The following is a 13,820-nucleotide window of genomic DNA, read 5'->3' on the forward strand; positions in this document are numbered from 1 at the left end:
CCCGGTTGAGGAGTGCTCAGATGTCCTCCGAAAGTTCCCGTTTCTTCCTTCCCGACCCGGAAGGCCAAGTGCCCAGCGCCGAGGGCTACTTCGGCGCGTTCGGCGGCAAGTTCATCCCCGAGGCGCTGGTCGCCGCGGTGGACGAGGTCGCCGCCGAGTACGAGAAGGCCAAGGCGGACCCGTCGTTCGCCGCCGAGCTCGACGACCTGATGGTCAACTACACCGGGCGGCCCAGCGCGCTCACCGAGGTGTCGCGGTTCGCCGAACACGCCGGCGGGGCGCGGGTGTTCCTCAAGCGCGAGGACCTCAACCACACCGGCTCACATAAGATCAACAACGTGTTGGGCCAGGCGCTGCTGACCAAGCGCATGGGCAAGACCCGGGTCATCGCCGAGACCGGCGCCGGCCAGCACGGCGTCGCCACCGCCACCGCCTGCGCCCTCTTCGGCCTCGAATGCACCATCTACATGGGCGAGGTCGACACCAAGCGCCAGGCGCTCAACGTCGCCCGGATGCGGATGCTCGGCGCCGAGGTCATCGCCGTGAAGTCCGGCAGCCGCACCCTCAAGGACGCCATCAACGAGGCGTTCCGCGATTGGGTCGCCAACGTCGACCGCACCCACTACCTCTTCGGCACGGTCGCCGGCCCGCACCCCTTCCCGGCCCTGGTCCGCGACTTCCACCGGGTCATCGGCGTCGAGGCCCGCCGCCAGATCATCGAGCGCGCCGGCCGGCTGCCGGACGCCGCCGTCGCCTGCGTCGGCGGCGGCTCCAACGCCATCGGCCTCTTCCACGCCTTCCTGCCCGACGCCGACGTCCGCCTGATCGGCTGCGAGCCCGGTGGCCACGGCATCGAGACGGGTGAGCACGCCGCCACCCTCACCGAGGGCACCCCCGGCATCCTGCACGGCTCCCGCTCCTACGTCCTCCAGGACGAGGACGGCCAGATCACCGAGCCGTACTCGATCTCGGCCGGCCTGGACTACCCGGGCATCGGCCCCGAGCACGCCTACCTCAAGGACGTGGGCCGCGCCGAGTACCGCGCGGTGACCGACGACGCGGCGATGCAGGCGCTGCGGCTGCTGTCGCAGACCGAGGGCATCATCCCGGCCATCGAGAGCGCGCACGCGCTGGCCGGCGCCCTGGAGATCGGCCGGGAGCTGGGCCCCGACGGCCTGCTGCTGGTGAACCTCTCGGGCCGCGGCGACAAGGACATGGACACCGCCGCCCGCTACTTCGGGCTGTACGACACCGCGGACGAGGCGTCCCGGACCGGCGAGGGGGACCACTGATGGCAGGCAACGCGGGCAACGCGGGCAACATCGAGCTCCTGGCGTCCGTGCTGGCGCAGGCCAAGGCGGAGGACCGGGCGGCGCTGGTCGGCTACCTGCCGGCCGGTTTCCCCACCGTCGACGGCGGCATCCGCGCGATGGTCGAGATGCTCGACGGCGGCTGCGACGTCGTCGAGGTCGGGCTGCCGCACAGCGACCCGGTGCTGGACGGGCCGGTGATCCAGACCGCCGACGACATCGCACTGCGCGGCGGCGTCAAGATCGTCGACGTGATCCGCACGGTCCGCGAGGTGCACGCCGCCACCGGGGCGCCGGTGCTCTGCATGACCTACTGGAACCCGGTCGACCGCTACGGCGTCGAGCGGTTCGCCGCCGACCTCGCGGAGGCGGGCGGCGCCGGCTGCATCCTGCCGGACCTCCCGGTCGAGGAGTCCGAGGGCTGGCGCAAGGCCGCCGAGCAGCACGGCCTGGCCACCGTCTTCGTGGTCGCGCCGAGCAGCCGGGACGAGCGACTGGCCAAGATCACCGAGGCCGGCAGCGGCTTCGTCTACGCCGCCTCCCTGATGGGCGTCACCGGCACCCGCGAATCCGTCGGCCGGGAGGCCGAGGACCTGGTGGCCCGCACCCGCGCCACCGCCGGCGCCCGCCGCGGGCTCCCGGTCTGCGTCGGGCTCGGGGTCTCCAACGCCGAGCAGGCCCGCGAGGTGGCCCGGTTCGCCGACGGTGTGATCGTCGGCTCGGCGTTCGTCAAGTGCCTGCTGGCCGCGGACGACGACCTTGACGCCGGACTCGCCGCGGTGCGCGGCCTCGCCGGCCAGTTGGGCGAGGGCGTGCGACGCGACGGCGCGGCCCGCGACTGACCCGGGCGGATCGCCCGATGGGGCGAACTTCGGAGCGGAGGGGTGCGACCGCGCCCCTCCGCCTCGTTGTCCACGGGCGTGAACCAGAACCATGACGGCCAGGACCGTGACCGAACGAGCAGCGCCCGCGAGCGGCTGCAGGCACAGCGCACCAAGGACAAGACGCGCGCCCGGCGGATCCGCCAGGCGGTCGTCGGCGGCGCGGTGGTGGCGGCGCTCGCGGTGGCCGGCGGGGTCGCCGTCTGGGTGTCCTCCGGCGGCGGATCCGGCAGCACCGGCGACACCGCCTTCGCCCTCCCCAAGAAGGCCAGCGACGGTGACAAGCCGGCGGTCCCGGTGGGCACGGCCGGCGCCCCCTCCACCCTCGTGGTCTGGGAGGACTTCCGCTGCCCGGCCTGCCAGCAGTTCGAGACCGGCTTCCGCCCGGTGATCCACGAACTCCAGGACTCCGGCCAGCTCAAGACCGAGTACCACCTCGCCACCCTGATCGACGGCAACGCCGGCGGCACCGGTTCGCTGAACGCCGCCAACGCCGCGCTGTGCGCCCAGGACGCCGGGAAGTTCCGCGAGTACCACGACGTCCTCTACTCCCACCAGCCGCCGGAGCAGCAGGACCGCTTCAGCGACAAGAAGTACCTGATCCAGCTGGCCGGGAAGGTCGACGGCCTGGTGTCGGACGCGTTCACCACCTGTGTCCGCACCGGCCGCTACGACGGCTTCGTGCACAAGTCGAACGAGGCGTTCGCCCAGGGCGGGTTCCGCGGCACGCCGACCGTCATCCTCAACGGCAAGGACCTCGCGCAGGTCCAGGGCGGCCAGGTCACCCCCGCCGAGCTGAAGAAACTGGTGCTGGCGGCCAACAAGGGCAAGAAGGCGCCGGTCCGGGGCTGATCCGCCGGGCGGCGGTACGGCCCGCCACCCCGGCGGGGTCGTTACGCAGCCGTTGCCGGGCGGGTTGTCGTCAACCCCGCCCGGCGCGGTAGCGTCGGTCCTGCCATGGACCTCGCATTCATTCCCAGCCCGCCGACCGGTGTCGTCCATCTCGGCCCGATCCCGCTGCGCGGCTACGCGTTCTGCATCATCATCGGCGTGTTCGTCGGCGTCTGGCTCGGCAACCGCCGCTGGGTGCAGCGCGGCGGCCGCTCCGGCACCGTCGCCGACATCGCCGTGTGGGCGGTGCCCTTCGGCCTGGTCGGCGGGCGCCTCTACCACGTCATCACGACGTACGAGCCGTACTTCGGCGAGAACGGTCATCCGCTCGACGCCTTCAAGGTGTGGCAGGGCGGCCTCGGCATCTGGGGCGCGGTCGCGCTGGGTGCCCTCGGCGCCTGGATCGGCTGCCGTCGCCGCGGCATCCCGATGCCCGCCTACGCCGATGCGCTGGCCCCCGGCCTGGCGATCGGACAGGCGATCGGCCGCTGGGGCAACTGGTTCAACCAGGAGCTCTACGGGAAGCCGACCGACCTGCCGTGGGCGCTCAAGATCGACCCTGATCCGGTCATCGGCCGCATCGGCGGCACCTACCACCCGACCTTCCTCTACGAGTGTCTGTGGTGCCTGGGCGTCGCGGCGCTGGTGATCTGGGCGGACAAGCGCTTCCGCCTCGGCCACGGCCGGGTCTTCGCGCTCTACGTCGCCGCCTACTGCGTCGGCCGCGCCTGGATCGAGTACATGCGCGTCGACGAGGCACACCACATCCTCGGCCTGCGGCTGAACGACTGGACCTCGCTGGTCGTCTTCGTCCTGGCGGTCGTCTACATGATCGTCTCCGCCAAGAAGGCCCCGGGGCGCGAGGAGATCGTGGAGCCGGAGTGGCAGCTCGCCGAGGGCGCCCGGGACGACGCCGCGGGCACCGCGCACGCCGAGGCCGCCGACGGAGCGGCCGAGGTGAAGCTCACCAAGGACGCCAAGGACGGCAAGCTCACCAGGGACGCCGAGGTCGCCGAGGGTGCGGCCGAGGTGAAGCCGGATCCGGCCGAGGCCGCCGGGAGCCAGGGCGGCGCGAAGACCTGACGCGACCGTCGATTCCCCTTCCGACCGGAGCGCCGGGCGGACCCGTTCACCGCGGGACCGCCCGGCGCTCCGGCGTTCGTGCCGTGGTCCGGGCGGCGGAGCGCCCCGCCGCCCGGACCGTCACCGCCCGCTGGCCTCGGTCACCGTGACCCGTGCCGCGATGGCGCCGAACGCCTGCTCGTGGCGGAGGCGGCGGGCGCGGTCGCGGGCGAACACCTCGCGGGTGACGGCGGCGAGGGCGGTGGCGGGGGCGTGCAGGTCGAGCCGGCTGGCCCGGGCGACCTCGCACTGCCAGTCGGCGGGCACCGCCGCGGCACCGTTCAGGGCGCCGGCCAGGGCGCCGGCCATCGTGGCGGTGGCGGCGCTGTCGCGTCCGTAGTTGACCGCGCCGAGGACGCTGGCCCGGTAGTCGCCGTCGGTGACCAGCAGCATGCCCAGGGCGATGGGCAGTTCCTCGACGGCGTGCAGTCGGGAGGGCCGGCGGGCGCCCAGCGACGGCTGGCGGTGGTCCGGGCCCACGGTGTCGAACGGCGCGACCGCGGCCCGCAGCGGCACCAGCGCGGACTCGTAGTCGGTGTGCGGCGCGGCGACGTCGCAGACCGCCTCGATCGCGGCCCGGGTGCCGTCCTTCGCCAGCCGCAGCGCGTGCCCGGCCACCGAGGCCGGGGTGGCGTCGGGGAGGAACGCGGCGGCCACCGCGGCGGCGAACACCCCGGCCGCCTCGCGCCCGTAAGAAGCCTGGTGGGCGGCGGAGATGTCCAGGGCCTCGGCGTAAGCCCGGTCGGGATTGCCGGCGTTGACGACGCCGACCGGCGTCATGTACATCGCGGCACCGGAGTTGACGATGTTTCCGACGCCGGCCTCGCGCGGATCGGCGTGCCCGTAGTGCAGCCGCGCCACGATCCACTTCTCGGCGAGGAAGATCCGCTGCAACGGCAGCGCCTCGGCCTCCAGTTCGGGGATCCAGCGCGGGGTGCCGATCAGGTCGGGGACGAGGTGGTCGGCGACGTCGTAGGCGTCGAGGTGGTCGCGGACCGTCTCGTAGACGCGGACCAGTGCGTGGGTCATCAGGGTGTCGTCGGTGACGTGGCCGTCGCCCTTGTGGTACGGCGTGAGCGGTCTGGCGGTGCGCCAGTCGGCGTGGAACGGACCGACGATGCCCTCGATCCGGCCGCCGTGCCGGGCCACGATCTGTTCCGGTGTCAGGCCCTCGACCGGACCGCCGAGGGCGTCGCCGACCGCGGCCCCGACGAGCGCGCCGCTCGCCCGGTCCTCCAACGGGGCGATCTCGGGCGGCGCACCGGTCGGTCCGGGCTCCGGGTTGGCGGCGCGGGGCGTCAGGGGCCCTGCGAGGGCGGCCGGTTCCGGGTCCGGCGGCGTCGTGGTGGCGGTGGTGGCGTCCGTCATCTGCGGGGCGTCCTTTCGCTGGGGGCAGTGGCCGCCGGGGCGGGTGGCGGCCGGGGCGGGTGGCGGTCGGCGGGGCCCGCGCGCGGTCGTCCCGGCGCGGTATCCGTCCCCCGCGGTGGGCCGACTGTGCTGCGCGGGCCGGCAGGGTCACCCGGTCGACCGGCCGGCATGGCGGGCCGCGGGCCGCGAAAAGTGCTCGTGATCGGGATCACAAGCTCGACTTCTCGGTAAAGCCGCAGGTCAGCGCGGTAAGTTCGGCCTTCCTTGCTAGCGGAGGAAGGCAATTCGCGCATAGCTTCGAGGTGTTGGAGGGGGAAGTGCCGTCAGCGGCCCACACCTCGCAGAGCAGGGAGCAGGTCCAGACATGTCGGTCATGGAGATCATGGACGCCGCCGCGCCGACCCACGTGGCGCACCGCGACAACCACACGCACCGCGACGTCAACGGTGGCTGGCTGCGACCCGCCGTGTTCGGTGCGATGGACGGCCTGGTGTCCAACCTCGCCCTCATGACGGGCGTGGCCGGTGGTGCGGTGTCGCAGCAGACGATCGTGATCACCGGGCTGGCGGGGCTGGCGGCCGGCGCGTTCTCGATGGCGGCGGGGGAGTACACCTCGGTGGCTTCGCAGCGTGAACTGGTGGTCGCGGAGCTGGACGCCGAGCGGGCCCAGTTGCGCAAGTACCCGAAGGACGAGCAGGAGGAGCTGGCGGCGCTCTACGTGTCCCGCGGGGTCGAGCCGGAGCTCGCCGGGAAGGTCGCCGAGCAGCTTTCCCGCGACCCCGAGCAGGCGCTGGAGATCCACGCCCGCGAGGAATTGGGCATCGATCCGTCCGACCTTCCTTCTCCGGCAATTGCGGCCGTTTCTTCCTTCGGATCGTTTGCCTTGGGTGCCCTTTTGCCTCTTCTTCCTTATCTGCTGGGTGCCAGTGCGCTCTGGCCGGCGGTGCTCCTGGCGCTGTTCGGGCTCTTCGGCTGCGGTGCCGTGGTGGCGCGGGTGACGGCGCGTTCCTGGTTGTTCAGCGGGCTGCGGCAGTTGGCCCTGGGTGGTGCCGCGGCGGGCGTGACGTACGCCCTTGGCGCGCTGTTCGGAACGGTGGTGGGTTGACGTCCCATTCGGGTGACCGCATGATTGCCGCGTTACCCAGCGGTTTCGGTTTGTTGACGACCGGGCATAAGGCCCTGGCGTCGCGGGCAATGTCGCTCGCCGAACGCCGCCGCAGAGGGCGGCTCGTTTCCGTCCGTATTCCTGAGAAATTCCGTTTCACCGCCGGTGCGGTGTCCGCATGTTGGAAGGCATCTTCCGCTTTTTGAGAAGCGAGCCATCCTGTAACCTGCACGAAATTTCGCGGAGGGCCAACGTCGTCCCTCGGCAATGCAAATGCCACGACGACGTTGGGAGAGCCGATGCGCTACGCGTCCACGCACTCCGCGACCACCAGCAGCGCCGCCGCCGCTTGGTCGCCCATGGACGGCCGCCCCGCCCAGCAGGGCATGTACGACCCGCGCAACGAGCACGACGCCTGCGGCGTCGGCTTCGTGGCCACGCTCACCGGTGAGGCCAGCCACGCCCTGGTCGAACGGGCCCTGACCGTGCTGACGAATCTGGAGCACCGCGGTGCCACCGGCTCCGAGCCCGACTCGGGCGACGGCGCGGGCATCCTGCTCCAGGTTCCGGACGCGTTCCTTCGCGAGAACGTCACCTTCGAGCTCCCCGCGGCCGGCTCCTACGCGGTCGGCATCGCCTTCCTGCCCTCCGACGCGCACGATGCGGCCGCCGCCGTCTCGAAGATCGAGACGATCGCCGGTGAGGAGGGCCTGGAGGTCCTCGGCTGGCGGGTCGTCCCGGTCGCCCCGCAGCTGCTGGGCAACGGCGCCCGCGCCACCATGCCGGCCTTCTCCCAGCTGTTCGTCGCGGACCGGAAGAACACCGGTCTGGCGCTGGACCGCAAGGCGTTCGCGCTGCGCAAGCGCGCCGAGCGGGAGGCCGGGGTCTACTTCCCCTCGCTGTCCGCCCGCACCCTGGTCTACAAGGGCATGCTCACCACCGGCCAGCTGGAACCCTTCTTCCCGGACCTGTCCGACCGCCGGTTCGCCACCGCCATCGCACTGGTCCACTCGCGGTTCTCCACCAACACCTTCCCGAGCTGGCCGCTCGCCCACCCGTACCGCTTCGTCGCCCACAACGGCGAGATCAACACGGTCAAGGGCAACCGCAACTGGATGCGCGCCCGCGAGTCCCAGCTGGCCAGCGCGCTCTTCGGCAACGGGGACCCCGAGACCCTCGACCGGCTGTTCCCCGTCTGCACCCCGGACGCCTCCGACTCCGCCTCCTTCGACGAGGTCCTGGAGCTGCTCCACCTCGGCGGGCGCTCGCTGCCGCACGCGGTGCTGATGATGGTCCCCGAGGCGTGGGAGAACGCCACCGCCATGGACCCGGCCCGACGGGCCTTCTACCAGTACCACTCCACGATGATGGAGCCCTGGGACGGCCCGGCCTGCGTCACCTTCACCGACGGCGTCCAGGTCGGCGCGGTCCTGGACCGCAACGGTCTGCGCCCGGGCCGCTACTGGGTCACCGACGACGGTCTGGTCGTGCTCTCCTCCGAGGTCGGCGTCCTGGACATCGACCCCGCCAAGGTCGTCCGCAAGGGCCGCCTCCAGCCGGGCCGGATGTTCCTCGTGGACACCGCCGAGCACCGCATCATCGAGGACGACGAGGTCAAGGCGCAGCTCGCCGCCGAGCAGCCCTACCAGGAGTGGCTCGACGCCGGCCTGATCGACCTCGCCGACCTGCCCGAGCGCGAGCACATCGTGCACACCCACGCCTCGGTCACCCGCCGCCAGCAGACCTTCGGCTACACCGAGGAGGAGCTGCGGGTCATCCTCGCCCCGATGGCCAAGACCGGCGCCGAGCCGATCGGCTCCATGGGCACCGACTCGCCGATCGCCGCGCTCTCCGAGCGCCCCCGGCTGCTCTTCGACTACTTCACCCAGCTGTTCGCGCAGGTCACCAACCCGCCGCTGGACGCGATCAGGGAGGAGCTGGTCACCTCCCTGATCTCCTCCCTCGGCCCCCAGGGCAACCTCCTCGCGCCCACCGCGGGCTCCTGCCGCAGCGTGACCCTGCCGTTCCCGGTCATCGACAACGACGAGCTGGCCAAGCTCGTCCACATCAACGCCGACGGCGACATGCCGGGCATGAAGGCCGTGACCCTCTCCGGCCTCTACCGGGTCTCCGGCGGCGGCGAGGCGCTGGCCGACCGCATCGAGCAGATCCGCACCGAGGCCGACGCCGCCATCGCCGACGGCGCCCGGCTGATCGTCCTCTCCGACCGCCACTCGGACGCCGAGCACGCGCCGATCCCGTCGCTGCTGCTCACCGCCGCGGTCCACCACCACCTCATCGCCACCAAGACCCGCACCCAGGTCGGGCTGCTGGTCGAGGCCGGTGACGTCCGCGAGGTGCACCACGTCGCGCTGCTGATCGGCTTCGGCGCCGCCGCGGTCAACCCGTACCTGGCCATGGAGTCCGTCGAGGACCTGGTCCGGGCCGGCACCTTCCTGCCCGGCGTGGAGACCGACACCGCCCTGAAGAACCTCATCAAGGCGCTCGGCAAGGGCGTGCTGAAGGTGATGTCCAAGATGGGCATCTCCACCGTCGCCTCCTACCGCGGCGCGCAGGTCTTCGAGGCGATCGGCCTGGACGAGGAATTCGTCGCGCAGTACTTCCACGGCACCACCACCAAGATCGGCGGCGCCGGTCTGGACGTCATCGCCCGCGAGGTCGCGGCGCGGCACGCCAAGGCGTACCCGGCCTCCGGCATCGCCGCCACCCACCGTGCCCTGGAGATCGGCGGCGAGTACCAGTGGCGTCGTGAGGGCGAGCCGCACCTCTTCGACCCGGACACCGTCTTCCGGCTCCAGCACGCCACCCGTGCGCGCCGCTACGACATCTTCAAGCAGTACACCGAACGGGTGAATGAGCAGGCGGAGCGGCTGATGACGCTGCGCGGCCTGTTCTCCTTCGGGGCCGACCGCCAGGCCATCCCCCTGGACGAGGTGGAGCCGGCGTCCGAGATCGTCAAGCGGTTCTCCACCGGTGCGATGTCCTACGGATCGATCTCCCGCGAGGCCCACGAGACCCTGGCCATCGCCATGAACCAGCTCGGGGCCAAGTCCAACACCGGCGAGGGCGGCGAGGACCCGGACCGCCTCTACGACCCGGCGCGCCGCTCCAGCATCAAGCAGGTGGCGTCCGGCCGGTTCGGCGTGACCTCCGAGTACCTCGTCAACGCCGACGACATCCAGATCAAGATGGCCCAGGGCGCCAAGCCCGGCGAGGGCGGCCAGCTGCCCGGCCACAAGGTCTACCCGTGGGTCGCGAAGACCCGGCACTCCACCCCGGGCGTCGGCCTGATCTCGCCGCCGCCGCACCACGACATCTACTCCATCGAGGACCTGGCCCAGCTGATCCACGACCTCAAGAACGCCAACCCGGCCGCCCGCATCCACGTGAAGCTGGTCTCCGAGGTCGGCGTCGGCACGGTCGCGGCGGGCGTCTCCAAGGCGCATGCGGACGTCGTCCTGATCTCCGGCCACGACGGCGGCACCGGGGCCTCGCCCCTGACGTCGCTGAAGCACGCCGGTGGTCCCTGGGAGCTGGGTCTGGCCGAGACCCAGCAGACGCTGCTGCTCAACGGCCTGCGCGACCGCATCGTGGTGCAGACCGACGGCCAGCTCAAGACCGGCCGCGACGTGGTCATCGCGGCCCTGCTGGGCGCCGAGGAGTTCGGCTTCGCCACCGCCCCGCTGGTGGTCTCCGGCTGCGTGATGATGCGCGTCTGCCACCTGGACACCTGTCCGGTCGGCATCGCCACCCAGAACCCGGTGCTGCGCGAGCGGTTCAGCGGCAAGGCCGAGTTCGTCGTCAACTTCTTCGAGTTCATCGCCGAGGAGGTCCGCGAACTCCTCGCCGAGCTGGGCTTCCGCACGCTGGACGAGGCCATCGGGCACGCCGAGGTCCTCAACGTCGCGCGGGCGGTGGACCACTGGAAGGCCCAGGGCCTGGACCTCGCCCCGCTGCTGCACGTCCCCGACCTGGCCGAGGGCGCGGTCCGCCACCAGGTCACCGTCCAGGACCACGGCCTGGCGAAGGCGCTGGACAACGAGCTGATCGAGCTGGCCGCCGACGCGCTGTCCGCGGACAGCGCCGAGGCCGCCCAGCCGGTGCGCGCCCAGGTCGCGATCCGCAACATCAACCGGACCGTCGGCACCATGCTCGGCCACGAGGTCACCAAGAAGTTCGGCGGTGCGGGCCTGCCCGAGGACACCATCGACCTCACCTTCACCGGGTCGGCCGGCCAGTCGTTCGGCGCCTTCCTGCCGCGCGGCGTCACCCTCCGCCTGGAGGGCGACGCCAACGACTACGTCGGCAAGGGCCTGTCCGGCGGCCGGATCGTGGTCCGCCCGGACCGCGGCGCCGACCACCTCGCCGAGTACTCCACCATCGCCGGCAACACCCTCGCCTACGGCGCCACCGGCGGCGAACTGTTCCTGCGCGGCCGGGTCGGCGAGCGGTTCTGCGTCCGCAACTCCGGTGCCACGGTGGTCTCCGAGGGCGTCGGCGACCACGGCTGCGAGTACATGACCGGGGGCAGCGCGGTCGTCCTGGGCGAGACGGGCCGCAACTTCGCGGCCGGCATGTCCGGCGGCTCCGCCTACGTCATCGACCTGGACCCGGCCAACGTCAACAAGGAACTCGCCGACGCGGTCGGTCCGTTGGACGACGCAGACAAGCAGTGGTTGCACGACGTGGTGCGCCGCCACCAGGAGGAGACCGGCTCCACCGTGGCCGAGAAGCTCCTCGCCGATTGGGATGCCGCGGCCGCGCGCTTCAGCAAGGTCATCCCGTCGACGTACCAGGCAGTGCTCGCCGCCAAGGAAGCCGCCGAGCAGGCCGGGCTCTCCGAGTCCGAGACCCACGAGAAGATGATGGAGGCGGCGACCAATGGCTGACCCCAAGGGCTTCCTGACCCACGAGCGCGAGCACGCCCAGACCCGCCCCGTCGAGGAGCGCGTCAAGGACTGGAACGAGGTCTACCAGCCCGGCTCCCTGCTGCCGATCATCACCAAGCAGGCGTCGCGCTGCATGGACTGTGGCATCCCCTTCTGCCACAACGGCTGCCCGCTGGGCAACCTCATCCCCGAGTGGAACGACTACGCCTACCGCGAGGACTGGACCGCGGCCAGCGAGCGGCTGCACGCGACCAACAACTTCCCGGAGTTCACCGGTCGGCTGTGCCCCGCCCCCTGCGAGGCGGCCTGCGTGCTGGGCATCAACCAGCAGCCGGTCACCATCAAGAACGTCGAGGTCTCCATCATCGACCAGGCGTGGGACCACGGTGACGTCACCCCGCAGCCGCCCGAGCGGCTCTCGGGCAAGACCGTCGCCGTCATCGGCTCCGGCCCGGCAGGTCTGGCCGCCGCCCAGCAGCTGACCCGCGCCGGTCACACGGTGGCGGTGTACGAGCGCGCGGACCGCATCGGCGGCCTGCTCCGCTACGGCATCCCCGAGTTCAAGATGGAGAAGCGGCACATCAACCGCCGCATCGAGCAGATGCGCGCGGAGGGCACCAAGTTCCGCACGGAGGTGGAGATCGGCCGCGACCTCGACGCCCGCAAGCTGCGCAAGCGGTACGACGCGGTGGTCATCGCGGCCGGCGCCACCACCTCCCGCGACCTGCCGGTGCCCGGCCGCGAGCTGAACGGCATCCACTTCGCGATGGAGTACCTGCCGCTGGCCAACAAGGTGCAGGAGGGCGACCTGACCGTCGCCCCGATCAGCGCCGAGGGCAAGCACGTGGTCGTCATCGGCGGCGGCGACACCGGCGCGGACTGCGTCGGCACCGCGCACCGGCAGGGCGCCCTGTCGGTGACCCAGCTGGAGATCATGCCGAGGCCGGGCGAGGAGCGGGCCGCGCACCAGCCCTGGCCGACCTTCCCGATGCTCTACAAGGTCACCTCCGCGCACGAGGAGGGCGGCGAGCGGATCTACTCGGTCTCCACCACCCACTTCGAGGGCGACGAGGACGGCAACGTCCAGTGGCTGCACCTGATCGAGGTGGAGTTCAAGGACGGCAAGCTGGAGCAGAAGCCCGGCACCGAGCGGAAGATCCCGGCCCAGCTGGTCACCCTCGCGATGGGCTTCACCGGCATCGACCAGAAGAACGGCCTGGTCGAGCAGTTCGGGGTGGAGCTGGACCAGCGCGGCAACGTCGCCCGCGACGCGGACTTCGCCACCAACGTCCCCGGTGTCTTCGTCGCCGGTGACGCCGGCCGCGGTCAGTCGCTGATCGTGTGGGCCATCGCCGAAGGCCGCTCGGCCGCCCGCGGCGTGGACCGCTTCCTCACCGGAGCCAGCGCCCTGCCGGCCCCGATCAAGCCGACGGACCGCGCCCTGACGGCGTGAGCGTCCGTCCCCGAATGTCCCGTACAGCGTCGTACGGAGGCACGGGGACCGGGTGAGAGCCCGGCCCCGTACGGCGGCGCCTGCCCCTCCACCCCGACCGGAGGGCAGGCGCCGCACTGTCGTTCCCGGGCCGTGCGGGTGCCCGCCGGCCCGCTCGTGCTAGCCGTCCCGCTGGGCGGGGAAGCGCCGTCCCAACTGCTGGGCGAGTTCCCGGGCGGGCGCGGGCACGGCCTGCTGCGGGGGAGTGTCCGGCGGCCGGAAGTCGTGCACCGGCGCGCGCCAGGCCGACACGTCGATGGCCCCGTCGCCCAGCGGCAGCACCCAGCGCGGGTCCGCGTGCACCCGCAGCACCTGCGCCTCGATCTGGGTCCAGGCGCCGTCGGTCACCGTCCGCTCGCCGACCCGCCGGGCCTCCAACTGCACCGGGCAGTGCGCCAGTCGGGGCGGGCGGACGAGCTCGGAGGGCTCCGTCCACGGGACCTCTCCCTCGGGGCCGCCGCCCGTTCCTTCCTGGGTCGCTGTCCCCCCGGGCGGCAGGTTGAAGACAACGTCGGGGCGCACCGCGAGGTTCTGTGCGGTGCACCCCCGGGCGGGCAACCAGACGCTCACCACGGGGCCGAGGTCCCACCGGACCTGTAGCGCGACCAGCACGAACGTCCCGTCGTCGTTCTCCGTTGACAGCAGCGCCGGCACGACCGAACTGCTCTTCTCCAGCGCGGATTTCATGTTCTTGAGGATAGAAGCCGGACGATTCGGCGCTCACCGAAGTGTTATATGTGA

At 71.9% G+C, this 13,820-nt stretch carries 9 protein-coding genes; 7 read left to right on the forward strand and 2 right to left on the reverse strand.

The genetic code is table 11. The annotated features are described in order from the left end of the window. Nucleotides 1-20 precede the first annotated feature (20 nt). The 4 genes from trpB (at nt 21) to lgt (ending at nt 4,165) form a co-directional block, all read left to right on the forward strand. Nucleotides 21-1,292: a tryptophan synthase subunit beta gene (gene trpB / locus ACLJT4_RS03770; protein WP_016573043.1), complete on the forward strand. Its 1,272-nt coding sequence runs from the start codon at nt 21-23 to the stop codon at nt 1,290-1,292. Then, nucleotides 1,292-2,152: a tryptophan synthase subunit alpha gene (gene trpA / locus ACLJT4_RS03775; RefSeq protein WP_411120957.1), complete on the forward strand. Its 861-nt coding sequence runs from the start codon at nt 1,292-1,294 to the stop codon at nt 2,150-2,152. Before trpB ends, trpA begins: the two co-directional genes overlap by 1 nt. A gap of 78 nt (nt 2,153-2,230) precedes the next feature. After that, the gene (locus ACLJT4_RS03780; RefSeq protein WP_411120958.1) at nt 2,231-3,043 is read left to right on the forward strand and encodes a DsbA family protein; all 813 of its coding nucleotides are present in this window, start codon (nt 2,231-2,233) and stop codon (nt 3,041-3,043) included. Nucleotides 3,044-3,148: 105 nt separating this feature from the next. After that, nucleotides 3,149-4,165 carry a prolipoprotein diacylglyceryl transferase gene (lgt, locus tag ACLJT4_RS03785; protein WP_411120959.1) on the forward strand — a complete coding sequence of 339 codons (1,017 nt, stop codon included), beginning with the start codon at nt 3,149-3,151 and terminating at the stop codon, nt 4,163-4,165. 120 nt (nt 4,166-4,285) lie between these two features. Here lgt and ACLJT4_RS03790 read toward each other — a convergent pair whose 3' ends face one another. Then, nucleotides 4,286-5,572, reverse strand: a complete 1,287-nt coding sequence (locus ACLJT4_RS03790; protein WP_411120960.1) for an ADP-ribosylglycohydrolase family protein — start codon at nt 5,570-5,572, stop codon at nt 4,286-4,288. A gap of 373 nt (nt 5,573-5,945) precedes the next feature. Between ACLJT4_RS03790 and ACLJT4_RS03795 the strand changes: the two genes are divergently transcribed. The 3 genes from ACLJT4_RS03795 (at nt 5,946) to ACLJT4_RS03805 (ending at nt 13,040) form a co-directional block, all read left to right on the forward strand. Beyond that, the gene (locus ACLJT4_RS03795) at nt 5,946-6,677 is read left to right on the forward strand and encodes a VIT1/CCC1 transporter family protein (protein ID WP_016573733.1); all 732 of its coding nucleotides are present in this window, start codon (nt 5,946-5,948) and stop codon (nt 6,675-6,677) included. Between the two features lie 299 nt (nt 6,678-6,976). Beyond that, nucleotides 6,977-11,587: a glutamate synthase large subunit gene (gene gltB, locus ACLJT4_RS03800; protein ID WP_411120961.1), complete on the forward strand. Its 4,611-nt coding sequence runs from the start codon at nt 6,977-6,979 to the stop codon at nt 11,585-11,587. After that, entirely contained in the window at nt 11,580-13,040 is a 1,461-nt protein-coding gene (locus ACLJT4_RS03805; protein WP_411120962.1) for a glutamate synthase subunit beta, read from the forward strand. Before gltB ends, ACLJT4_RS03805 begins: the two co-directional genes overlap by 8 nt. Before the next feature lie 159 nt (nt 13,041-13,199). Here ACLJT4_RS03805 and ACLJT4_RS03810 read toward each other — a convergent pair whose 3' ends face one another. Further along, nucleotides 13,200-13,766: a hypothetical protein gene (locus ACLJT4_RS03810; RefSeq protein WP_275465103.1), complete on the reverse strand. Its 567-nt coding sequence runs from the start codon at nt 13,764-13,766 to the stop codon at nt 13,200-13,202. Nucleotides 13,767-13,820 lie beyond the last annotated feature (54 nt).

This window comes from Streptomyces sp. x-19, assembly GCF_046549115.1.
GTDB classification, from domain to species: domain Bacteria; phylum Actinomycetota; class Actinomycetes; order Streptomycetales; family Streptomycetaceae; genus Streptomyces; species Streptomyces albulus_C.

Excerpts from the sequence above, each read along its gene's own strand:
- trpB (WP_016573043.1), top strand. The coding sequence starts at position 21 with ATGTCCTCCGAAAGTTCCCGTTTCTTCCTTCCCGACCCGGAAGGCCAA.
- trpA (WP_411120957.1), top strand. The coding sequence starts at position 1,292 with ATGGCAGGCAACGCGGGCAACGCGGGCAACATCGAGCTCCTGGCGTCC.
- lgt (WP_411120959.1), top strand. The coding sequence starts at position 3,149 with ATGGACCTCGCATTCATTCCCAGCCCGCCGACCGGTGTCGTCCATCTC.
- ACLJT4_RS03790 (WP_411120960.1), bottom strand. The coding sequence starts at position 5,572 with ATGACGGACGCCACCACCGCCACCACGACGCCGCCGGACCCGGAACCG.
- ACLJT4_RS03795 (WP_016573733.1), top strand. The coding sequence starts at position 5,946 with ATGGAGATCATGGACGCCGCCGCGCCGACCCACGTGGCGCACCGCGAC.
- gltB (WP_411120961.1), top strand. The coding sequence starts at position 6,977 with ATGCGCTACGCGTCCACGCACTCCGCGACCACCAGCAGCGCCGCCGCC.
- ACLJT4_RS03805 (WP_411120962.1), top strand. The coding sequence starts at position 11,580 with ATGGCTGACCCCAAGGGCTTCCTGACCCACGAGCGCGAGCACGCCCAG.
- ACLJT4_RS03810 (WP_275465103.1), bottom strand. The coding sequence starts at position 13,766 with ATGAAATCCGCGCTGGAGAAGAGCAGTTCGGTCGTGCCGGCGCTGCTG.